22 protein-coding genes are annotated in these 20,913 nt (G+C 72.1%); 8 read left to right on the plus strand and 14 right to left on the minus strand.

The genetic code is table 11. The features are described 5' to 3' along the window. Positions 1-3 precede the first annotated feature (3 nt). The 4 genes from O7619_RS20285 to O7619_RS20300 all read left to right on the plus strand — a co-directional run bounded on the left by O7619_RS20285 (position 4) and on the right by O7619_RS20300 (position 3,974). The gene (locus tag O7619_RS20285) at positions 4-1,176 is read left to right on the plus strand and encodes a Gfo/Idh/MocA family oxidoreductase (protein WP_282282741.1); all 1,173 of its coding nucleotides are present in this window, start codon (positions 4-6) and stop codon (positions 1,174-1,176) included. A gap of 18 nt (positions 1,177-1,194) precedes the next feature. Next, the gene (locus O7619_RS20290) at positions 1,195-2,544 is read left to right on the plus strand and encodes a polysaccharide lyase family 1 protein (RefSeq protein ID WP_282282743.1); all 1,350 of its coding nucleotides are present in this window, start codon (positions 1,195-1,197) and stop codon (positions 2,542-2,544) included. Between the two features lie 247 nt (positions 2,545-2,791). Further along, positions 2,792-3,241 (plus strand): ATP-binding protein, encoded by a 450-nt coding sequence (locus O7619_RS20295; RefSeq protein WP_282282745.1) that lies wholly within the window; start codon positions 2,792-2,794, stop codon positions 3,239-3,241. A 7-nt stretch (positions 3,242-3,248) separates the two neighbouring features. Then, positions 3,249-3,974, plus strand: coding sequence for an HD domain-containing protein (locus tag O7619_RS20300; protein WP_282282747.1), 726 nt, complete (start codon positions 3,249-3,251; stop codon positions 3,972-3,974). Between the two features lie 147 nt (positions 3,975-4,121). On the opposite strand, the gene O7619_RS20305 is transcribed toward O7619_RS20300, so the two are convergent. From O7619_RS20305 to O7619_RS20330, 6 genes are all read right to left on the minus strand, one after another. After that, the gene (locus O7619_RS20305; protein ID WP_282282749.1) at positions 4,122-4,559 is read right to left on the minus strand and encodes a barstar family protein; all 438 of its coding nucleotides are present in this window, start codon (positions 4,557-4,559) and stop codon (positions 4,122-4,124) included. Positions 4,560-4,615: 56 nt separating this feature from the next. Then, positions 4,616-5,056 carry a ribonuclease domain-containing protein gene (locus tag O7619_RS20310; protein ID WP_282282751.1) on the minus strand — a complete coding sequence of 147 codons (441 nt, stop codon included), beginning with the start codon at positions 5,054-5,056 and terminating at the stop codon, positions 4,616-4,618. Between the two features lie 193 nt (positions 5,057-5,249). After that, the gene (locus O7619_RS20315) at positions 5,250-5,654 is read right to left on the minus strand and encodes a hypothetical protein (protein ID WP_282282753.1); all 405 of its coding nucleotides are present in this window, start codon (positions 5,652-5,654) and stop codon (positions 5,250-5,252) included. Next, positions 5,654-9,025 carry an FxSxx-COOH system tetratricopeptide repeat protein gene (gene fxsT, locus O7619_RS20320; RefSeq protein ID WP_282282754.1) on the minus strand — a complete coding sequence of 1,124 codons (3,372 nt, stop codon included), beginning with the start codon at positions 9,023-9,025 and terminating at the stop codon, positions 5,654-5,656. Before fxsT ends, O7619_RS20315 begins: the two co-directional genes overlap by 1 nt. Continuing rightward, positions 9,025-10,296, minus strand: coding sequence for a TIR-like protein FxsC (locus tag O7619_RS20325; RefSeq protein ID WP_282282755.1), 1,272 nt, complete (start codon positions 10,294-10,296; stop codon positions 9,025-9,027). The genes fxsT and O7619_RS20325 overlap by 1 nt, the downstream gene beginning before the upstream one ends. A 97-nt stretch (positions 10,297-10,393) precedes the next feature. Further along, positions 10,394-10,936 carry a hypothetical protein gene (locus O7619_RS20330; RefSeq protein WP_282282756.1) on the minus strand — a complete coding sequence of 181 codons (543 nt, stop codon included), beginning with the start codon at positions 10,934-10,936 and terminating at the stop codon, positions 10,394-10,396. 187 nt (positions 10,937-11,123) lie between these two features. Here O7619_RS20330 and O7619_RS20335 point away from each other — a divergent pair, with 187 nt between their 5' ends. Continuing rightward, positions 11,124-11,894 carry a phosphotransferase gene (locus O7619_RS20335; RefSeq protein ID WP_282282757.1) on the plus strand — a complete coding sequence of 257 codons (771 nt, stop codon included), beginning with the start codon at positions 11,124-11,126 and terminating at the stop codon, positions 11,892-11,894. A gap of 6 nt (positions 11,895-11,900) precedes the next feature. Here the strand turns inward: O7619_RS20335 and O7619_RS20340 are convergent, their stop codons facing one another. Then, positions 11,901-12,140, minus strand: a complete 240-nt coding sequence (locus tag O7619_RS20340) for a winged helix-turn-helix domain-containing protein (RefSeq protein ID WP_282282758.1) — start codon at positions 12,138-12,140, stop codon at positions 11,901-11,903. 266 nt (positions 12,141-12,406) lie between these two features. Here O7619_RS20340 and O7619_RS20345 point away from each other — a divergent pair, with 266 nt between their 5' ends. Both O7619_RS20345 and O7619_RS20350 read left to right on the plus strand, forming a co-directional pair. Continuing rightward, the gene (locus O7619_RS20345) at positions 12,407-12,685 is read left to right on the plus strand and encodes a cell division protein DivIVA (protein ID WP_282282759.1); all 279 of its coding nucleotides are present in this window, start codon (positions 12,407-12,409) and stop codon (positions 12,683-12,685) included. Then, a complete protein-coding gene (locus O7619_RS20350; protein ID WP_282282761.1) occupies positions 12,682-13,002 on the plus strand; it encodes a hypothetical protein in 321 nt (106 codons plus the stop codon). Before O7619_RS20345 ends, O7619_RS20350 begins: the two co-directional genes overlap by 4 nt. Here O7619_RS20350 and O7619_RS20355 read toward each other — a convergent pair. The 4 genes from O7619_RS20355 to O7619_RS20370 form a co-directional block, all read right to left on the minus strand. Continuing rightward, positions 12,930-13,475 carry a hypothetical protein gene (locus tag O7619_RS20355; protein ID WP_282282762.1) on the minus strand — a complete coding sequence of 182 codons (546 nt, stop codon included), beginning with the start codon at positions 13,473-13,475 and terminating at the stop codon, positions 12,930-12,932. The two genes, O7619_RS20350 and O7619_RS20355, sit on opposite strands and share 73 nt — an antisense overlap. Positions 13,476-13,479: 4 nt before the next feature. Then, on the minus strand, positions 13,480-14,154 hold the full coding sequence (locus O7619_RS20360) for a hypothetical protein (protein ID WP_282282763.1): 675 nt from the start codon (positions 14,152-14,154) through the stop codon (positions 13,480-13,482). A gap of 610 nt (positions 14,155-14,764) precedes the next feature. Next, positions 14,765-15,910, minus strand: coding sequence for an IS110 family transposase (locus O7619_RS20365; protein ID WP_282282765.1), 1,146 nt, complete (start codon positions 15,908-15,910; stop codon positions 14,765-14,767). Between the two features lie 274 nt (positions 15,911-16,184). After that, a complete protein-coding gene (locus O7619_RS20370; RefSeq protein WP_282282766.1) occupies positions 16,185-17,975 on the minus strand; it encodes an ABC transporter ATP-binding protein in 1,791 nt (596 codons plus the stop codon). Between the two features lie 78 nt (positions 17,976-18,053). Between O7619_RS20370 and O7619_RS20375 the strand changes: the two genes are divergently transcribed. Beyond that, complete coding sequence (locus tag O7619_RS20375; RefSeq protein ID WP_282282768.1) at positions 18,054-18,473, plus strand: MarR family transcriptional regulator; 420 nt, start codon at positions 18,054-18,056, stop codon at positions 18,471-18,473. 4 nt (positions 18,474-18,477) lie between these two features. On the opposite strand, the gene O7619_RS20380 is transcribed toward O7619_RS20375, so the two are convergent. The 3 genes from O7619_RS20380 to O7619_RS20390 are packed head-to-tail and all read right to left on the minus strand — an operon-like array spanning position 18,478 to position 20,869. Then, positions 18,478-19,314 (minus strand): SMP-30/gluconolactonase/LRE family protein, encoded by an 837-nt coding sequence (locus tag O7619_RS20380; RefSeq protein WP_282282769.1) that lies wholly within the window; start codon positions 19,312-19,314, stop codon positions 18,478-18,480. Continuing rightward, positions 19,311-20,522: a sigma-70 family RNA polymerase sigma factor gene (locus O7619_RS20385; protein ID WP_282282771.1), complete on the minus strand. Its 1,212-nt coding sequence runs from the start codon at positions 20,520-20,522 to the stop codon at positions 19,311-19,313. The genes O7619_RS20380 and O7619_RS20385 overlap by 4 nt, the downstream gene beginning before the upstream one ends. Further along, complete coding sequence (locus O7619_RS20390) at positions 20,519-20,869, minus strand: YciI family protein (protein ID WP_282282773.1); 351 nt, start codon at positions 20,867-20,869, stop codon at positions 20,519-20,521. The genes O7619_RS20385 and O7619_RS20390 overlap by 4 nt, the downstream gene beginning before the upstream one ends. Positions 20,870-20,913 lie beyond the last annotated feature (44 nt).

Genomic DNA, 20,913 nt, shown 5'->3' on the forward strand with positions numbered 1-20,913 from the left:
GCGGTGAGCGGCGGCGGACCGCCGCGGGTGGCGCTCGTCGGGGTGAACGGGCACGGCCGCTGGCACCGGCGGGTGATCGCCGCGCGGCACGCCGCCGGCCGGCTGCGCCTGGTCGCCCTGGTCGACGTGCGACCGCCGGAGGACGAGCCGGACGCGCCGACGCCGCCCGGGACGCGGATCTTCACCGACCACCTGGCGATGCTCGCCGCGTCCCGCCCCGACGCGGTGGTGGTCTGCACGCCGCCGCACACCCACCTGCCGATCGCGCGGGACGTCCTCGCCGCCGGCGCGGACCTGTTGCTGGAGAAACCGCCGGTGCTCGACCTGGCCGAACACCGCGCGTTGCGGGCCGCGTCCGCCGCCGCCGGCCGGGCGGTGCAGGTCAACTTCCAGGCGCTCGGCTCGGCGGCGCTGACCGCGCTCACCGACGCGCTGACCGCCGGGCGGCTCGGCCCGGTCACCGGCATCGCGACGGTCGCCGCCTGGCAGCGCCCGGACGCCTACTACGCCCGCTCCCCCTGGGCCGGCCGCCGGTCGGTGGACGGCCGGCCGGCGGTCGACGGGGCGCTCGCCAACCCGCTCGCGCACGCCGTCATGCAGTGCCTGGCCGTGGCCGAGTCGGTGACCGGCGCGCCGGTGCGGCCGGCCCGGGTCGAGGTGGAGCGCTACCGGGTCCGCCCGATCGAGGTGGACGACACCACGATCCTGCGGCTCACCCCGCACGCCGGCCCGCCGGTGCTCGCCGCGCTGACCCTGGCCGCCGAGGAGCACGTCGCCGGCGACGTGCTGGTCACCGGCGAGCGGGGGCGGGCGGTGCTGGAATACCCGACCGACCGGCTGCGCCTGCCCGGCGACGCCCAGCCACGCACCGTGCCCGGCCGGCAGGGACTGCTGGCGAACCTGCTCGACCACCGCGCCACCGGCGTGCCGCTGATCGCGCCGCTGGCGCGTACCGAGCCGTTCACCGCGGTGCTCGACGCGCTGCGGGACGCGCCGGAACCGACGCTGCTCGACGGCGACCTGGTACGCCCGGTGGGCGACGGCCCGCAACGGGTGCGGGTGATCCGGGGCGTCAACGCGGTGCTGCGCGCGGCGGCGGAGACCGGCGTGCTGCCGTCCGAGGCCGGGGTGCCCTGGGCGGTCCGACCCCACGACGTGCACCTTCCCACCACCTGACAGGACGGAACTCCAGCCATGCGTACCCGGACAGTCGGCGTCGCGGTCCTCGCCGCCACGCTCACGCTCACCCTCGCCGCGCCCGCGCCGGCCGCGCCCGCCGGCGACCGCCCGTCGCGGGCGGCCGAGCTGATCGGCCGCCAGGCCCTTCCCGCCGACGACGGCTGGGCCGCCGAGGGCGCCGGCACCACCGGCGGCGGCGCGGCCACCGCCGACCGGACCCGCGTCGTGCGTACCCGGGCCGAGCTGGTCGCCGCGCTCGGCGGCGACAACGCCACGAACGCCACCGACGCCACCCCGAAGCTGGTGTACGTCGCCGGCACGATCGACGGCTTCGAAGGCCCCGACGGCACCCCGCTCGACTGCGCCGACCTGGCCGACCCGGAGTACACGCTGCCGGCCTACCTGGCCGCGTACGACCCGGCGGTCTGGGGGCGGGTGGACCCGAGCGGCCCGCTGGAGGCGGCCCGGGTCCGGTCGGTGGCCAACCAGACCCGGCAGACGCAGATCAACGTCGGGTCGAACACCACGATCGTCGGGCTGCGCGGGGCCCGGCTCACCGGGCTCACCCTGATGATCGACCGGGTGGCGAACGTGATCGTGCGCAACCTGACGTTCGACGACGCCCGGGACTGCTTCCCGGCCTGGTCCCCCGACGACGGCGACGCCGGCAACTGGAACTCCCAGTACGACCAGATCTCGGTACGCCGCAGCGAGCACGTGTGGGTCGACCACAACACGTTCACCGACGGCGACAACCCGGACAGCGGGCAGCCGATCTACTTCGGCCGGCCCTGGCAGGTGCACGACGGCTCGCTGGACGTGACCCACACCGCCAGCCTGGTCACCGCCGCCTGGAACCGGTTCACCGGCCGGGACAAGCTGATGCTGATCGGCTCCTCCAACACGGTCGGCCCGGACGTCGGCCGGCTCAAGGTCAGCGTGCACCACAACCTCTTCGACGGGGACCTCCAGCGGCTGCCCCGGGTGCGGTTCGGCCAGGTGGACGTGCACGAGAACCACTACCGGCTCGGCGGCGCCGGCTTCGAGTACGCCCTCGGCGTCGGCGTGCAGTCCGCCATCTACGCGCAGAACAACTTCTTCACCCTCACCGACGACGTCGACCCGGCGGACCTCATCCACGACTGGGGCGGCACCGCGCTGACCGAGCGCGGAAGCTGGGTGCAGCAGGGCCGCCACCTCCCCCGGCCGGTGGACCTGCGGGCCGCGTACAACGCCGCGCACGACCCGGACCTCGGCGGTGACGCCGGCTGGACGCCCACCCTGCGCGCCACCCCGCCGCTGCCGACGCCGCTGGTCCCGCCGGTCGTCGACGCCTGGGCCGGCGCGGGCCGGTTGCCGCTCTGACCGGTCGCGCCCACGCCGCCGGCGTCCCCCGCCCGGGACGCCGGCGGCACCCCACCCGTCGGGTTCGGCGGCGGCCCGTCGGGGGTGTCGGCTGACACGCGGGCCCCGATGCGCGATGATCACCTTTGACGATCCCGGTCGCCGATGGCATGAAACAGTGGCCATCGGGGACAGGAGGGTGAGAACAGTCGGTGACAGCGCGAGTGGCGCCCAGGCCCGGGGACGGGCACGGGACGGAGGACCGGACGTGACGGGTGGGACAACCGGCCGGGTCCTCACCATCGACCTGCCGGCCGACCCCGGCCTGCTGGCGCCCACCCGGGAGCGGCTGCGCGACTGGTTGCACGCGCACGGCGTCGACGAGTGGGACGTCGAGACCGTGCTCATCGCCACCGGGGAGGCATGCGCCAACGCCATCGAACACGGCTACCGCTTCGCCCCCGAGGGGATCACCACGGTCCAGGTCGAGCTGCGCGACGACCGGCTGGAGATCGAGGTACGCGACCAGGGCGGCTGGCGGCCGACCGACGGCGGCGACGGCAGCGACCGCGGTCGCGGGCGGCTGATCATGGCCCGGGTGATGGACGAGGCGACAATCGTCGGCACCCCGGACGGCACCTGCGTACGCCTGGCCAAGCGGCTCATCGGTCACGGCGTCGGCAAGCCGACGGCGGCGTCCAGCGAAGATCAGCTATAAGGGAGCCATGGAGTTCCCCGCGTACCTCGCCACCATGCCGATGCACGCGATCACCGAGATGCACGGCGAGCCCGGCCTGCTGGCCCGCTTCCGGCTGGAGATCGCCGCGTTCGACGACGCCGCGCGCGCCCGGCTGACCGAGGCGCTGGACCTCGCCGCCGACCTGCACCGCGACGACCGGCGGGTCCGCGAGCCGTACCTGAACCACCTGCTCCGGGTGGCGATCCGGATGATGCACCACTATCAGGTCCGGGACGTCGACGTGATCGTCGCGGGGCTGCTGCACGACGCGGTCGAGGATCATCCGGCCGAGCTGGCCGCCGCCGGTCCACGGGCGGATGACGACGTGGCCGTGGCGGCGCTGGCCGCGCTCGCCGCCCGCTTCGGGTCGCGGGTGGCGCGGCTGGTCGAGGCGGTCACCAATCCGGCGTACGACCCGGGTCGGGACCGGCACGCGCAGTACCGGGAGCACGTGGCGGCCAGCCTCGACCGGGAACCCTGGGCCCGGGTGATCAAGGTGTCGGACTTCACCGACAACGGCGTGGGCGTGATCCACACCGTCGGACCGAAGGTCGCCAGTTCGGCCGCCAAGTACCGCCCGCTGGTGCCGGTCTTCCGCGAGCTGGTCGCCCGCCCCGACACCCCCCTGTCGGCGCCGGTCAAACAGCACATCTTCGCCCAGCTCGACCTGGCCGAGGAGCGCTTCCACGCCATCCTCGACCCCCCGAACTGACCCACCCCCACCGGGGCGTCTCCTCGGCGCGATCAAGGGGTTTGTGTCGGGCCGCGACCGGCGCGATGACGCAAACTCCTTGATCACCTGCCCGTCCGTCTGGCACGCCACCTGCTGACGGACGGCGGGCGGGTGACGGGGGCGTGGTCAGGTGGTTTCGGGGGCGCCTACGTGACCGCCCAGGGCGGCGGTGAGGCGGTCGCGCAGGGCGGGCAGCCGCTCGGGGGCGTCGCGCAGCACCAGCCGCAGGGTGGCATGACCACCGGCGGCTGCCGCGCCGAGCACGTCGAGGAACGTGCCGAGCTGGGCGGGCGGCTCGTCGGCGAGCAGGTTCGCCGCGTCCCGCACGACGAGGGTCAGCGGGCCCGGCGCGGTCCGGTCGGCGAGGACGTCGGCCAGAACGTCGGCGAGGGCGTCCCAGTTGCGGCCGTACCAGTCGGGCAGGGCCATCGCCGCGGCGAGCGCGTCGTGCAGGGCCGCCCGGGTGCGGGTGGCCGCGCCGGGCACCGGCACGCCGGCCGGCTCTGACGCCGTCGCGGGGTCGAGCGTGAGCCAGGCCGGTGGCTGCGGGGACGCTGCGCCCATCGGTCCGTCCTTTCCGAAAGCCGGCGCCGGCCGGGGAAGGCCGGCGCCGACAAAACTCAGAGCCGGTAGAAGTTGGCGTAGTGGTCGGGCGAGAACCAGGTCGTCCCGGTGCTCCTGTTCACCACGATCCGGTACGCGTCCCGGGAGGCGTTGCAGGCGCGCGGGTAGACGTCGTACTCGTAGTAGGTGGCGTTGGCGGGGAGTTGGCCCTCGCGGTTGTAGAACTGCCCGCCGGCGAAGTTGCACGTGCCGCCGCTCCAGGAGTACCAGCCGCGGCTGGTCGGGAAACTCTTCGCCGACCAGCCGGAACGGGCGGTGCGGGCGTCCGCGCAGCGGGACAACGTGCAGGAGCTGTAGACGGCGGCCCGGGCGGGCTCGGCGAGTCGGGTGGAGACCGTGGCCGGAGCGACGAGCGCGACGGCAGCCAGGGCGGCGACCAGGGCGGACGCGGCCAGGGCGCGGCGTACGCGGGTGGCGGCGGCGCGGAACGGGGTCAAGGGATCCTCCTTGAGCGAACCGGACAGGGCATCGACCATCGTCGCTGGACGGCCGGCGCTCAGTCTGCCGAGGATCCTGCCCGGCGTACAGCCCTCACCCGGCGACCGCGCCCCGAACCCCCGGTGAACACGTGGTGGCGGGTGCGGACGGACCGGGCCGCCGGGGCGCCGGTTGGGCGGAACCCGTCGCGCCTCACGGCCAGATCATGCCGCCGCCGGTGTTGTGCGCGACGATCTGGCCGTGGCCGAGCAACGTCGCGCTGCCGACCCGGAACACCTGGCCCGGATCGGTTTCCGCCTCGGCGCTCGCCCCGACGACAACCTCGCGCAGCGGCTCGAGTTGATCCGGGTACACCTCCAACATGGCCTCGAACCGGCCCTGCCAGCGAGTGGCCACGATGTCAGGTGAGGAGTTCCCGCCCAGCACGGCCTGGCGGGAATCCTCCAGCGCGTCCGCGACCTCCGTGGCCCGGCCTTCGCTCGTCCGGGCGTAGAGCCGGGTCAGCCGGTCACGCAGGACCGGCCACATCTCGGAGGCCATGGCGGCCACGACCGCCTGACCGGCCTGCCGGGCCAGCGACATCACCACCGGATCCATCAGATGCCCGTCCGTTCCTGGTCGCTCATCGTCGCCTGTATCTCGTGCAACAGTTCTCTGGTCGCCGCGAGCTGTGGATGTTCTGCGGGCAGGACCCGCTGTTGCCGACTCAACGCCTCGCCGAGCAGGCGCCGTGCCGCCGTCACGTCGCCGAGTCGTTGTCTCGCCCGCCCCGTCAGGACCATCGCGCGTAAGGCGTTCGGATGGTCGGGGCCCAGCAGCGCGCCGTAGCGTTCGATCAACAACCCATAGGTCTCCGCGGCGGCGTGCTCCTCACCCAACTCGAGCCGGATCGCAGCGATGTTCTCCAGTGACGCCAGGGTGATCGCATGCTGCCCGCCGAGTCGCCTCAGCCGGCTGTCGTACACGATCCGCTCGCAGTCGAGCGCCTCCAGCAATCGGCCCACCCCGAACAGCATCGTCGCCCGGTTGCCCAGGGCCACAAGTGTGTCGGGATGGTCAGGCCCGAGCGTGTCCCGCCGCCGGGTCAAGAGTTCCTCGTTCTGGTGCAACGCCTCGTCGTGCCGGCCCTGGCTCCACAACATCACCGCGAAGTTGTTCAACGCGGCGAGGGTGTCGCCGTGTTCCGGGCCGAGCAGGTCTCCTCGCTGCGCCCAGACCCGACCGGCCAGATCCAGAGCCGTACCCCCGTCACCGGCCTGCCAGGTCACGGCGGCGAGGGTGTGCAGGGCCGCGACCGTGTCCCGGTGGTTCGCGCCGAGCAGCACGGTGAAGCGTTCCACCACCTCCGCGCTCAGGCTCCTCGCCCGGTCGATCTCACCGGCGGCGGAGAGGTAGCCGCACAGGAGCAGCACCAATGCCCGCAGCGACGGTCCCTGGGCCCAGTCCGCGGCTACCACATGCGGGAGCAACCGCCGGTAACGGGGCCAGCTGCGCGCGTCCACCGGGTCGCCGAGCCGGGCGGAGACGAGTAGCCGCTCACCCTGGCGTCGGTACGACTCCTGGGCGACGGCGGTCAACTCCTCCCGCACGGTCGCCTGCACCAGCGGATGCACACGGAACCAGTCCTCGTCCCGCTCCACCATGCTGTGGTCGTGCAGCCGGGCCAGCAACTCCTCGAAGTTCGAGCCCCGCGTCATCGCGTACCGCAGGCCCGGGTGGTCCGCCGCGGCCGGGGTGTCGACGAAAAGGCTGACCGGGATCGGCTCGGGCGCGAAGAACGCCACGATCCGCAGCAGTTCGACGGCGGCCGGCTCGTCGGTCGACAGCCGCTCCCGCGTCCACTTCCAGGCCGGCGCGAGGATGTTGCCGAACGACCGCTGCCGGGAGTCGTCCCGGAGCTGGGCCGCCAGGGTGGAATCGGTGGCCACCATCCGCAGCGCCAGCGGCAGGCCGCCCAGCAGGCCGGCGATCTCCCGCGCGGATCCCTCGCCCAGGTCGGGCTCGATGCGGCGGAGCAGTTCGACGGACTCCGCCGGGGACAGGACCGGCAGTTCGTGTCGGACGACGTCCGAGCCCCACGCCTGAAGCCGAGATGTGATGAGAACGTCCACTCCGGGCGGCGGAGCGACCCCGAACCGGTCGCGGACGTCCTCGACGTTGTCGAGGACCACCAGACACCGCCGGCCGTCGAGCAGGTACATCAGCTCCCGGACCGGCTCGTCCAGGCGGCTGCGCCGTTCCGTGCCGCCGAGGGCCACGGCAAGCTCCGAGACCTCGCGAACGAGGTCGTCGCGGGAACCGACGGAGATCCACCAGACGGCGTCGTACGTGGGCGCGAACCGGTAGACGAACTCGAGGGCGAGTGCCGTCTTGCCAACTCCGGCGGGCCCGCAGACCACCTGCGCCCCACTGCGGAGCCCCTCGAAACCGGACCACAGCTCGAATATCTCGTCCTCCCGCCCGACCAGGCCCTTCGGCCTCGGCGGCGCGTGGAATATCTTCGGCAACCGCCCGGGGAAGTCGCGGAACGTCGCAGGCTCGCGGCGGGGACGGTGGCCGCTGGACCGGGGCTGCACCAGCCGGATCGCCGAGAGCAGTCGCTGGTGCGCGGTCTTCTCGTCGATGCCGACCAGCCGGATGCCGTTCAGATCTCCGAGTCCGGCCGGCATCCTGCATTCGACGACCTGCACGGGGACCAGGCGTGCGGCCTCGCCGCCCGGATCGATGTCGTGGGCGAGCTGCCATTCCCTCGCGACGTCCGGCGATCGGAGCGCCGCGGGGGACAGCAGCGCGAGCGTCACGTCGCTGGAGAGGATGATCCTCTCGATCTCCTCCGACCAGCGGGCGCCGGGGCGAAGGTCGCGCGACCCGACCGAGACCCGATATCCCGCCTCTTCCAGTTCGGCGGCGATCCACTCGGCCCATTTCCGGTCCGCGGGATGATGGCTGAGGAAGAAGTCGTACAGGCTCACTCCGACGGTCTGCCGCCAGAAGCGTCGGACCAGCGCCTCCCGCTCCACCTCGTCCAGCGGCACGGCCTCGGTCACCCGGCCGTCCGTCACACGTGCGGTCAGCCGCTCGTAGGCGGCCAGCAACGTGCCCTCCTGGTGGGGGCGGTCGCCGACCGACGCGAGGATTTCCTCGTACGCGTAGAAAATCTTGTAGGGGATCTCGACGTCACCCCAGTAGCGGTCCCGGTCCTCCCGACTCTGATTGTCGAGGAAACGCCGGAAGCCGTGGCGCACATAGCTGCGGGCCGCCTCCAGCCGGGCCTTCTCGCCGTCCTCCACCCGCGACGGCACCGGAAGGATGCGCAGTTCGCGATCGGCGCGTTGCCGGCGGACCGAGTCCGCGACGGCAAGCGCTCCGGTGACGCTCTGGTTGTTGAGCGTGAAGCAGATGACGAGGATGTCGGGAAGTTGCACCGTGCAGATGCCCGAGGTGTCGTTCAACCCGGTTCGACTGTCGATCAGGACGTAGTCGTAGTGCCGGCGCATGCTGTCCCTCATCGCGTCGATGAAGGAGCCACCGTGCAGCCGGTCGTAGAAGTTGTCCCAGTCGAACGACATGGCACGGCTCGCGTAGGACCGGTCCTGCCGGCCGGCGGGCAGCAGGTCGATGAACCCGCCCAGGGCGAAACGATGGCGCAACGACACCGCGTATTCCAACACGTCGGCGTGCTTCTCCCGCCATTCCTCGCGGTTGTCGAGCGACGGATCGACCATGCCTGCCGCATAGTTCCAGAGCATGTCCATCAGGCCGGGCGTGGAGGTCAACTCCGTGTCCGGAAGGAACGGGTGGAAATACCGGTGCAGGCCGGGCGCTTCCAGGTCCCAGTCCACCACGAGCACACGGTGGCCGTTGCTGGCCAGGATCCAGGCCATGTTGGCCAGCGCCATCGAGCGGCCGGTCCCACCCTTGTACGAGTAGAAGGTGACGATGCGCCCCTCGGTCACGTCGGCACCCATCAGCCGGCACCCGGCCCGTCGAGAATCGGGCGGGCGACGACCGGGCCGGCATCCGCGAACTCCGGCACCGGGTGCTTCTCGAAGACGAACTTCTGGGTCCGGATGAGGACCTCCCGCAACGCGTCGGTGAACTCGTTCACAGTGCGCAGCGAATGGTGGAAGGTCGGGTGCGGCACGCGGATGTTCTTCGCGAACAAGTTCGTCACCGATTCCGTCAGCACCGCCACGTTGGACGTCGACTCCTCGTCCGCCGGGTTCCACGGCACCAGCACGGCGCAGTTGCCGTAGAAACCATTGTCGTAGGGCGCCAGCGCCTCCACGTAGGCGGGTATGAGCGTGGCCCATGCGTCCACCAGCAGGACGACCAACTCGTTCGCCGACTCCGCGGTGGCGAGCAGGTCGGGCAGTTTCTCGGCGGCGCCGACCGGGTGCGAGGTGAGGTCCTGCTCGTCGGCCACCGTCATCGCGTAGCGCACCACGGGTTTGACCGCCTCCGGCAGGTAGGGCATCCAGTCCTCCGAGCGCGTCCCGTAGCGGTGCACGTCGGTGCGCTTCTCCGCGGCTTCGGTCGCGGTTGGCGCCGCCACCACGAGGTGCACGTGGCGCGGACCGCTCGTGCCCGGTTCCCCCGTCCGCGGCCGGGGGACAAGGCACTCGTCGCCGTCGCCGTCGCCGGCAGGCCGGAAGACGTCCGCCGCGGTGTCGAAATCGATTGCCGCATCGTATGCCGGGAGCTCGTGTTCCGCTGCGACGGCGCGGATCCGCGCGACCAACTGATACACCACGTCGTGGTACTGGTCGCGGTATCTGGCCTTCTGCTGCACCAGCCTTCGCACGCCGGTCGGTCTCTGGGCGTCGCCGAGCGTCCCGCTTCGGGCCCAGATGTCCTCGGCGAGCCGCGGAATCTGGAGTTGCCCGTCGTCGAACACGTCTTCCCACAGCACCGGCACGATCAGCTCCGGGGTGGTCCCGTGCTCCTGCTCGTACGCCCGCAGCCGCTCGGCGAAGATTCCCCACTCCTGACCGCAGAAGCGCGCCTGGAAATATCGCGGCGAGTAGAGCGGCACGAACACGCGGCAGGTGGCGAGCGCCTTCGCGACGGTCGGGCGCCACTGTGTCCCGTCACGCATCCCCCCGTAGTTGAACCCGATGCGGCTTTCCTCCAGGTCGGTGCTACGCCGGATCTCCTCCTTCAGATCCTTGAAGAAGTCGGCGACGTAGACGCCGTGCCCGTCAACGCCGCTATAGCTGAGAAAGAAAAGAAATGACATCCCCTGCACACCCTCGCCGACGCCGAGGAGACAGTCTGAACCAAAGACTGAGGACGCGGCAATCGTCCGTTTGCCGACAGTTCGACGAAGCCGCTGCTCAGGCAAGTATCGCCACGGCGAACCCGGTCACGTAGACGACGGCGAACGACACCGGTATCCACTGTTCGAGGTGGGTCAACGGCCAGTACCGCGACGGATCACGGCCTTCGCCGAGCGCCTTCCACTCCGCCCGCCAGTACGGCGAGGCCGGCAGCCTCTCCTCCAGCGCACCGATCACGACATATTTGGCGGAGTTGAGCTGGCGGTAGGAACGCAGCAGCCAGAACCAGGACGCACACTGCAACAGCAGCGCCGCCACCGGAACGGCCAGGTAGCTGGGCTCGACACCGCCGCGACTGCGCCAGATCACCCCGGCGGCGGTGGCGATCAGCGTATTCAAACTCAGGAAGAACGTGTTGGTGAGACCGCGCCGGGCACTCACCCGGTCCGCCATTTCGACATATGTCTTGTACTGCTCCAGGATGACCTTACGGCGATCGCCCGCGTCCGTGTGGTCCTCCTCCTCGGCCGGGTCCCACAAGGTCGCGGTCACCTCGTCGAAGGGGGCCGTCGTCGTCCGGAGATACCTGCCCATGTTCACCGCTACAGTGTGGCGATCTCGTCTCCGGCCGCAAGGCCCGGAGCACCGCCGGACACGGGCCGTCGACCGGCATCCGCTACGTTCGCGCCATGACCGTGGCATCCGTGCAGGACAACGCCGGCCGGAGGGTGGCGAGGCTGGCCTGCCTCCCCTCGGTCCGGGTCGAGAGACTCCGGACCGTGGGCGGATGAGCGTCGAGGAGATCCCGCTCGCCGGTGGGAACGTGACGGCAGGCGTGGTGCAGGTCGGGGACACCGTACGCCGGCAGGCCGGTCCCTGGACCCCGGCGGTGCACGCGCTGCTCGACCACCTCTGGTCGGTCGGTTTCCGGGGCGCGCCCCGGCCGCTCGGTGTCGACGAGAAAGGGCGGGAGGTGCTCACCTACGCGGCGGGTGACGTGCCCTGGCCGCACCGCTTCGACCTGCTCGAACCGCTCGATCAGCTCGCCCGGGTGGGACGGCTGGCGCGGGAGCTGCACGACGCCCTCGCGACGTTCACGCCGCCGCCCGACGCGCGGTGGAACGCCCTGATCCCGGCCGACCGGGACGAGATGATCGTCCACCATGACCTCGCGCCGTGGAACCTGGTGATCGGGGACCACTGGGTCGTCATCGACTGGGACAACGCCGGGCCCGGGTCACGGCTGTGGGATCTCGCCTACGCGGCGCACGGCTTCGTCCCGCTGTCGGCGCATCATGGCTGGCAGCGCGCCGACGCGGGGCAGCGTCTGCGCGCCTTCGTGGACGCCTACGGGTTGGACGAGCGGCAGCGTCGCGAGCTGGTGCCGTTGCTGGCCGTGCGGACCCGGGCGATGCACGACTTCCTGCGGGAGCAGGCGGCGCTCGGGGTCGAGCCCTGGACGACGCACTGGCGGACCGGGCACGGCGACACGTGGCGCGCCGACGCCGACTACACCGAGCGCCACACCGACAGGTGGATGCAGGCCCTGTTGGACTGACGCCGGCTACGGCTCCCGCATCCACGTCCTCGGGTCGGTGACGAAGACGCCCTTGCCCTGGTGCCGCCGGATCACTCGCAGCGCTTCCAGCCGAACGTAGACCATTTGGATGGTCGAGGTGCCCACCTTGTACTCCGCCGCCAGCTGAGCGATCGACGGCAGCTTGTCGTCTGGCTTGAGTCGCTTGCCCCTGACACCAGCGATGATGTCGTCGGCGATGCGGATGTAGTCGGGTGTCGTAGGCATGGCGCTCCTTGCGTGGCACGCCAATTCGATCACGAAACGCCCATGAACGACAACAACCGGTGATTGACTTAAACGACTAAGCCGTTAGTGTTGTCCTCGGGCCGCTCCTCGCGTGGCAACGAGTTCGGCTCATTCCCCCGGTCGGGGCGGGTGCGCGTGCCCGTCCCGACCCACGAACCGCTCCCCCGGGTCTTTGGGTGCGTTTGTTGTCGCCAGGGCAACCACAAGTGCACCCAAAGGCGCGGACGCGACCGGGAAGGACCGACGTGACCGAGGTGTATCGCTCCGGCCAGCTCTACGGCACGGGCCTGCCGGCCCGGATGACCCCGCGCGAGGCGCGGACCCGCACGTTCGACCCGCGCCGCCGTGGCGTCGACCCCGGGCAGGTACGCGCGTTCCAGACCGAGGTCGCCGACGAGCTGACCGACCTGCACCGGCAGATCCGCCGGCTGACCGTGGAGAACGAGCGGCTGAAACGGGCCGTACGCGACTGGCAGGCCATGCACGCCCGCGAGTGCCGCCCACCGAACCAGGGTCACTGGTGACGGTGCTCCCACAACCGGGTGACCTGCTGCGGATCGACGGCCGCGCCTCGGTGCAGTTCGGCGGCGACCGCGCGCTGACGTTCCGGGTCGTGTCGGTCGGCCCCGAGCTGACCCACCTCGGCTGGCTCTGGCTGACCGGCTACGTCGTCGACCGTCGTGGCCTCGCCACCGCCAAGCGGGAGGTCTTCGTCCAACGTGCCGGACTGCGTCCCGCGGCGGCGCCGGCGCACCCCCGGCGGACGGCTCAGTGCCGGGCCCAGGCGAACAGCGTCGAGGCGTCCTCCTCGGTGGGGTCCAACCGCCGGGCCGGGAGATAGGCCGACAGGTCCCGGAAGTCGGCGATGGCGTTGTGGACGCACACCGTGAGCGCGCCGTCGAGCAGGTCGCGGGCGGTCTGCGCGCCGGGCGCCGTCACGTCCGCCAGCAGCGGGCTCCAGACGTCGAGCGCGAACACCAGGTGGCAGGCGCGCCGGTCAGGCGTGACGACGCAGTAGTAGCGCCCACCGTCGGCGAGCCGGTTCCTGATGTTCACCCATTCCATCGCCTCGGACGTGTCCGACACGTCCGCCCCGGGCGCGCAGGCCATCCGGAACAGCCAGCGGGTCGGGTCCCCCGGAGCCGCCCCGCTGTGGACGAGCACCAGCGCGCCGCCGTGAAAGATGACGAAGCCCTGCACGTCCGGGGTGTGGCGCAGGAAGTCCGGAGTCCACACCCGGTCGTACCGCCGCTCGGCGAGGGACCTCAGGAATTCGAGGGTCCGGTCGGCGGCCTGGCGAGCCTCCACGCCCATGTGTTCAGTTCCTTCCGGCGCCCGGCCCGGCGGGCGTCGGTGTGTCGGCGGCGTTCACCGGCACGGCGAGCCAGCGGAACCGCCCGTTGCGTCCGGGGAGTTCGGTGAAGTCCCGCCAGCCGAGCCGGTAGTCGCCGGTGAGGTGACGCCGGTTCGGTGGGAAGTAGCGTCCGTCGACGCCCCACCTGAGGATGCCGGCGAGGCGGCGGCCCTCGTGGAGCCGGAACTCGCGGTCCCGGGTCGGCCGGTCGACGGTGGGGGCCTGCCACAGCCCGTGGGCGTTCGTGAGCAGGAGGGCGAGGCCGTTCGTCCGCGCCGGGCCGGAGCGGACGAAGCGCTCCAGCCGTTCGATGTCGAAGACGAAGTTGCGCCGGGCCACGTCCGCGGCGGCGTGGCTGCGCAGGGCGTACTCCTCGTCGGTGTGCGGGTCGACGCCGTTGAACCTGGCGGTGAAGTACTTGAACTCGATAGCCGTCCGGCCGGCCGGGCCGTGGCAGAGCAGGTCCAGGTGTTCGTCCTGCTCCGGCCGCACCTCCAGGCGGACGCGGAGGCCCGCGTCGAGGCGGCGCACGGTCCAGGCGAAGGCGTGCTGGAAGTCGGCCTCGGAGTGGAACAGGGACCGCTCGGCGCGCAACTCCGCCATGACGCTCGTGACCGGTACGGCTCCGGCGATCAGCATGCACACCCCACAGTGACGACCGCGGCCGCTGGCGGCGCCCCACCAGCCGAGGGGTTGCGGAGCCTCACGCTACGAAGCGCGACCTAGCGGAATCAAGACATCACCCTCCGATGGTGTTCCGGTTTGGACGGTCGGTCCCGTGCACGGGACCGACCGCGTGGGAACGCTAACAGACCCGGCACCGAGTCCCGCCGATCGGACTACGCGACACGTCGTCCGATCGGTCGGCCGCACGGCCGCCCGCCGTAATGCACCCCTTCAGGACCCATTTCCCTGCACGTCACCTGGTCTCTTCAGGCAGTCACGCAAACGCAGGAACGGGCAAATATCCGCAAAACGGTCCGCTCTCTGGCCGAGTCTCGCACGCAGAGGGGCGGGCGCGGCGATCGTTTGGCCAGTGATCGACACCAGTTCGGTGACGTGATGGCATCGCCAATGGTCGGATACCGCCACTTCACCGCAGGTCTCAATACACATCAAATGAGCGCAAGATGGATCTACTTCCGGTCAAATCCGGGGGCCCCGTCGATCTTGGACTTGTGGTGCCAGGGTTTGCGGTTTACGCGCCTTTTGCGCGGTGCCACAAGTCCAAGATCTGTGAAGGTTTCTGTCAAGCGGTGGTTTCGAGAGTGCGCCAGATTTGGCGGGCTATGTAGCGTTTGAGGCTGCGGGTGATCTCGGCTGGGGTGCGGCCTTCGGTGGTGCGGCGGTTGATGTAGTCCTTGGTGGGTTGGTGGCATCGTTGCCGGGCTTTGGCGATGGTGTGTAGGGCGGCGTTGAGGGTCCGGTCGCCGCCTCGGTTGAGGCGGTGGCGGGTGATACGCCCGGAGCTGGCGGGGATGGGGCTGACGCCGGCGAGTGAGGCGAAGGCGGCTTCGTTGCGGAAACGGCCGGGGTGTGACCAGGCGGTCAGGGCGATCGCGGCGGTGACGGGGCCGATCCCGGGCTGGTCGAGCAGAGTCGGGCAGAGCTTGTCGACCATGGTGCGGATCTCGGTGAGATTGGCTTTCAGGAGCCGTTCGAGGATCAGGATCTGCTCGGCGAGGGCTGCCAGTTGAGTGCGACGCAGTCGGTCGAGGCCGCTGCCGCTGCCGCTGGTGGTGGTGGTGGTGAGGGTGGTGGCGTGGTGGACCTGTCGCAGGGTGCTCAGGCCACGCATCTGTGAGCGGAGGTCGTCGTCGGCGGTGAGGATCACCGATTTGAACAAGTTGATGGTGGCGGTGCGGGTGTCGCTGTAGTGGCGGCGGCAGACGAGCAGCAGGCGCAGGGCTTCCCGGTCGCCGTCGGCGCGGGGCGCGGCGACGTGGTCGGCGGCCAGCACGCCACGAGCGGCGTGCACAGCGTCCAACACGTCGGACTTGCCGCCTCGCCGGCGGCGACCGGCAGCGGGTTTGGGTGCTTCCAGGACGTCCTCGCCCGCGGCGCGCAGGACGCGCAGCAGGCCGACACCGTGACACCGGGCGCCGTCCAGGGCCCAGGCCCGCCGGCCCGTTCCCAACCCCGTCGTCTGCCGGCCGGCCCAGGCCAGCAGGACAGCGGCGCCGTCATCGGTGGCCGGCACGGTGATCTCGGTCAACACCGTCCCGACCGGGGTGAGCACCACAGCGGTGTGCGTATCGGTATGGGTATCCACACCGATGACCGCGTCGACACGCTCGGCCAGACGTTCTGCCAGGATAGGAAGCACGGACGGTTCTCCCTTGCACGGGACGACGTTCGGACGGCGTCGGCCCGGGAGACGATCACCCGGCGGCACATCTGTGATGAGTCACGCGACACGGGCTGCACACCCCTGTCACGGACAGGCTTCTGATCAGGCCAACAAGGTGGGCCGGGCCGACGCCGGCAACCCACGAGGACAAGTCGACTCCACGGCACACCATCTGACAGCGGCCAGATCTTGGATGAGTCACTCGTCGATCACCAACGTCGAACCCTACCGATACCAGCCTCCCGGAACCGGCCCACCTATAGAAGCGTCGACGCGCCGAGCCGGGCCGGGGCGGTGCGCCGGGCCGGGGTGCCGCCGGTCAGCCGACCAGGGTGGCGTAGCGGCCGTGGTGGTCGAGCAGGGTCTGGTGGGTGCCGGACTCGACGAGCCGGCCGTGGTCGAGCACGGCGATCCGGTCGGCGTCGCGGACCGTGGAGAGGCGGTGCGCGATGGTCACCACGGTGCGGCCCCGGGCCAGCTCGTCGAGCGCCCGCTGCACCGCGCGTTCGGTCTCGGTGTCGAGCGCGCTCGTCGCCTCGTCCAGCACCAGGATCCGCGGGTCGCGCAGCAGCGTCCGGGCGATGGCCAGGCGTTGCTGCTCGCCGCCGGAGAAGCGGTGGCCGCGGGAGCCGACCATGGTGTCGTACCCGTCGGGCAGCGCGGCGATCAGGTCGTGGATGCGGGCGGCGCGGGCGGCGGCCTCGATCTCGGCGTCGGTGGCGGCGGGGCGGGCGTACCGCAGGTTGTCGCGCACGGTGGCGTGCAGCAGGTAGGTCTCCTGGCTGACCACGCCCACGACGGCGGCCAGGTCGGCCAGGCGCATGTCGCGCAGGTCGACGCCGTCGACGGTGATCCGGCCGGCGTCCGGGTCGTGCAGCCGGCTGATCAGCGCGGCGAGCGTGCTCTTGCCGGAGCCGGTCTCCCCGACGAGGGCGAGGCTGGTGCCGGCGGGGACGTCCAGGCTGACGCCGGCCAGCGCGGCGGTGTCGCTGCCCGGGTAGCTGAAGGTGACGTCCTCGACGCGCAGGTGGCCGCGGACCGTGGCCGGGTCGAGCGCTGCCGGGCGGGCCGGTTCGGCGACCTCCACCGGCAGGTCGAGGTATTCGAAGATGCGGGCGAACAGCGCGAGCGAGGCGGTCAGCGTGACGCCCACGTTGAGCAGGCCCATCAGCGGGCGGAACAGGTTGGCCTGGAGCGCGGTGAAGGCGACGAGCGTGCCGATGGTGAGCGTGCCGGCGGTGCCGGGCAGGCCGGCGCCCAGGTAGATCACCGCGGGGATGGCGGCGAAGACGATCGTCATGGCGGCCATCCGCCAGCGGCCGGCCAGCTCGGAGCGCAGCTCCAGGTCGACCAGGCGGGCCGAGGAGGCGGTGAACCGGTCGACGAGCACCGTGCCGGTGCCGAGCGTCTTGGCCAGGCGTACGCCGCTCACCGACAGCCCCTCCTCGATGGTGACGGTGAGGTCGGCCAGCTCCCGCTGGCGGCGGGCGGTGATCTCCCGGCGGAGCCGGGCGACACGGCGGGTGAGCCAGAGCGCGGGCGGCAGCACGACCAGCGAGACGAGCGTGAGTCGCCAGCTCAGCGCCAGCATGGCGACGGTGGTGGCGACGACGGTGGTGAGGTTGGCGGCGATCGAGGTGGCGGTGGAGGTGACCACCGACTGCATGCCGCCGATGTCGTTGGTGATGCGCGACTGCACCTCGCCGGTGCGGGTGCGCACGAAGAAGCCGATCGACTGCCGCTGGAGGTGGGCGAAGACGTCGGTGCGCAGGCGGTGCATGACCTCCTGACCGACCCGGGTGGAGATCCAGGTCTGGGCGACGCCGAGCACGGCGGTCACGGCGGCCACCGCGATCATGGCCGCGACCAGCCAGGCCAGCAGCGTCAGGTCACGCTCGGGCAGAGCCCGGTCGATGACGGTACGCAGGAGGAACGGCGAGGCCATCGCGATGACCGAGGACGCCACGATGATCGCCACCACGGCGGCGAGGGAGCGCCGGTGGGCGGTGAAGAGGGCGCCGATGCGGCGCAGCGACACGTCGCGGGCCTGGGCCTTCTCGGCGGGGGACACGGTTCGGCCGCGACCGCGGCCGTCGGGGGTGTGATCCAAGGGGGTTCTCCTCTGTCGGGTAATGCTGAGGTTACCTCATCATGAGGGAACAACAGGACCTGCTGCTACCGTATTCCCGTGACCGGCAGCGACGAGGAGAGCCTGGCCGAGACGTTCTGGGCGGTGACCCGGCGGCTGCGCCACCAGGCCAAGCGCGCGCTGGAGCCGTGGGAGATCAGCCCCGGGCAGGCGCGGGCGCTCGGCGTGCTCATGCGGCACGGCGCGTTGCGGCCCGGCGCGCTCGCCGAGCACCTGCGCATCGCGCCCCGCTCGGCCACCGAGGTGGTCGACGGCCTCCAGGAACGCGGCCTGGTCGAGCGGCGGCCCGACCCCGGCGACCGGCGGGCCACGCTCGTCGCCCCCACCGCCGAGGGCGACCGGGTCGGCGCCGCCATCCAGGCCGCCCGGGCCACCGAGGCGGAGCGGTTCTTCGCCGCCCTCGACCCCGGTGACCAGGCGGAGCTGTCCCGGATCCTGCGCCGGCTGCGCGACGGCTAGGCGCTCAGGCGACGCCCGGGACCGGCACCCGGACGGTCAGCACGGTGCCGGTCCGCGGCCCGCCGGCCAGCGCGCCCGGATCCCACCGCATGGTGACCAGGTGCAGCGTGCGCCCGTCCGGGCCGCCGAGCGCGCAGGCGAAACAGCCCCGGTCCAGCTCGATCCGGTCGAGCACCCGCCCGCCCTCGGCCACCCGCACCGCGCACTGGTTCGGCACGTCGCCGTACCAGACCGCGCCGGCGGCGTCGAGACAGATGCCGTCCGGCGCGGAGTCGGCCACCGCCGCCCAGACCCGACGCGCGCCGAGCGTCCCGTCGGCGGCGACGTCGAACGCGGTGAGCTGCCCGGCGTACGACTCGGCGACGATCAGCGTCCGCCCGTCCGGGGTGAGCGCCATGCCGTTCGGGAAGGCCAGGTCACCGGCGACCAGCCGGGCCGTGCCGTCCGGCGTGACCAGGGCCACCGCGCCGGGCGCGAACGTCCCGCCCGGGAAGTCGAAGCCGATCGTGTTGACGTACGCGCTGCCCCGCGCGTCGGTCACCACCTCGTTCCACGGGTGCGGGACCAGCGCGGCCAGGTCGGCGTGGACGGTCAGGGCGCCGTCGGGCTCCCGGCGCAGCAACCGCCCGTCCCGGCCGGCGACCACCAGCAGCCGCCCGTCGGGCAGCCGGTCGAAGCAGATCGGCAGCCCGTCGACCCGGACGACCACCTCGGTCCGCCCCTCGGCGTCCACGGTCAGCACCTCGCCGGCGCCCCAGTCGGCCAGCCAGAGCCGGCCGTCGAGCCATCGGGGCGACTCCCCGAAGGCCAGGCCGTCGACGAGCAGGTCCGGTGTGTTCACGTGGTCTCCCTCGGTTGGTCGCGGCGGCGGCGGAAGAACTCCCGCTCCGCCTCGTTGCCGGTGCCGGCGATCGCCGCGTCGTACGCCGCCCGCGCCTCGACCGGCCGGTCCAGGCGGCGCAGCAGGTCGGCCCGGACGGCGTGCCACGGGTGGTATCCGCGCAGGTCCAGCCGGTCCACCTCGACCAGCGCGGCGGCCGGTCCGCCTACCTCGGCCAGCGCGACCGCCCGGTTCAACGCCACCACCGGCGACGGCGCGCAGACCAGCAGGTGGTCGTAGAGGGCGAGGATCTGGGCCCAGTCGGTGGCCCCGGCGGTGGCCGCGTCGACGTGCACCGCGTTGATCGCGGCCTGGATCTGGTACGGGCCGGGCCGGTTGCGCCGCAGGCAGCGCCGGACGAGGTCCTGCCCCTCGACGACGAGCGCCCGGTCCCACCGGGCGCGGTCCTGCTCGGACAGCGACACCGCCACCTGGTCCGGCCCGGTCCGGGCGGCCCGCCGCGCCTCGGTGAGGAGCATCAGCGCGAGCAGCCCGAGCGCCTCCGGCTCGTCCGGCATCAGCGCCACCAGCAGGCGGCCCAGCCGGATCGCCTCGGCGCCCAGCTCGACCCGGCCCAGCCGCTCCCCCGTGCTCGCCGTGTGCCCCTCGTTGAAGATCAGGTAGACCACGGCCAGCACCCCGCGCAGCCGGTCCGGCAGGTCGGCGTCGCGGGGCACCCGGTACGGGATCCCGGCGTCCCGGATCTTCGCCTTGGCCCGAACCAGGCGCTGCGCCATGGTCCGCTCCGGCACCAGGAACGCCCGGGCGATCTCGGCGGTGCTCAGGCCGCCGAGCAGGCGCAGCGTCAACGCCACCCGGGCGTTGGCCCCGAGCGCCGGGTGGCAGCAGGTGAAGATCAGGCGCAGCCGCTCGTCGGGCACGGGCCCCTCCTCGGCGGGTGGGTCGGCCGCGTACAGCCGGGCGGCCTCGGCGTGCCGCGCGGCCCGGGTGGACTCGCGGCGCAGCCGGTCGATCGCCCGGTTCCGGGCGGTGGTGACGATCCAGCCGGCCGGGCTGGGCGGCGGACCGTCGACGGCCCACCGCCGCGCCGCGACCGCGAACGCCTCCTGGACCGCCTCCTCGGCGAGGTCGATGTCGCCGAGGAGGCGGACCAGGGTGGCGACCACGCGGCCGTACTCGGCCCGGAAGACCCGCTCGACCTCGGTCATCCCTCGCCCTGGAACGGGCGCACCTCGATCGGCAGCGTGGTGGCGCGGGCGTAACGGCGCCCCCAGTCCAGCGCGGCGTCCAGGTCCGGGGCGCGGATGATGGTGACGCCGCCCAGGTATTCCTTGCCCTCGGCGAACGGCCCGTCGGTCACCAGCACGCCGTCGCCGGCCGGGCGCAGCACGGTGGCGGTGTCCGGCGCGTGCAGCCCGTCGCCGAACACCCAGCAGCCGGCCTCCCGCAGGTCCCGGCCGATGACTTCGACCTCGCGCATCACCCCGGCCAGGAACTCCGGGTCCGGCCGGTCCGCGCCGGCCGGCTGGTACATGCTGATCAGGTACTGCCGCACTTTTCCTCCTCGTCGCCGCGGACGGCCCCCTTCGCCGCCCTCCA

Source organism: Micromonospora sp. WMMD998, assembly GCF_029581235.1.
Classification (GTDB): domain Bacteria; phylum Actinomycetota; class Actinomycetes; order Mycobacteriales; family Micromonosporaceae; genus Micromonospora.

Bases quoted from the DNA above. Each gene is read 5' to 3' on its own strand.
- O7619_RS20290 (WP_282282743.1), top strand. From the start codon at position 1,195: ATGCGTACCCGGACAGTCGGCGTCGCGGTCCTCGCCGCCACGCTCACG.
- O7619_RS20300 (WP_282282747.1), top strand. From the start codon at position 3,249: ATGGAGTTCCCCGCGTACCTCGCCACCATGCCGATGCACGCGATCACC.
- O7619_RS20305 (WP_282282749.1), bottom strand. From the start codon at position 4,559: ATGGGCGCAGCGTCCCCGCAGCCACCGGCCTGGCTCACGCTCGACCCC.
- O7619_RS20315 (WP_282282753.1), bottom strand. From the start codon at position 5,654: ATGGATCCGGTGGTGATGTCGCTGGCCCGGCAGGCCGGTCAGGCGGTC.
- fxsT (WP_282282754.1), bottom strand. From the start codon at position 9,025: ATGGGTGCCGACGTGACCGAGGGGCGCATCGTCACCTTCTACTCGTAC.
- O7619_RS20325 (WP_282282755.1), bottom strand. From the start codon at position 10,296: ATGTCATTTCTTTTCTTTCTCAGCTATAGCGGCGTTGACGGGCACGGC.
- O7619_RS20335 (WP_282282757.1), top strand. From the start codon at position 11,124: ATGAGCGTCGAGGAGATCCCGCTCGCCGGTGGGAACGTGACGGCAGGC.
- O7619_RS20340 (WP_282282758.1), bottom strand. From the start codon at position 12,140: ATGCCTACGACACCCGACTACATCCGCATCGCCGACGACATCATCGCT.
- O7619_RS20355 (WP_282282762.1), bottom strand. From the start codon at position 13,475: ATGGGCGTGGAGGCTCGCCAGGCCGCCGACCGGACCCTCGAATTCCTG.
- O7619_RS20360 (WP_282282763.1), bottom strand. From the start codon at position 14,154: ATGCTGATCGCCGGAGCCGTACCGGTCACGAGCGTCATGGCGGAGTTG.
- O7619_RS20385 (WP_282282771.1), bottom strand. From the start codon at position 20,522: ATGACCGAGGTCGAGCGGGTCTTCCGGGCCGAGTACGGCCGCGTGGTC.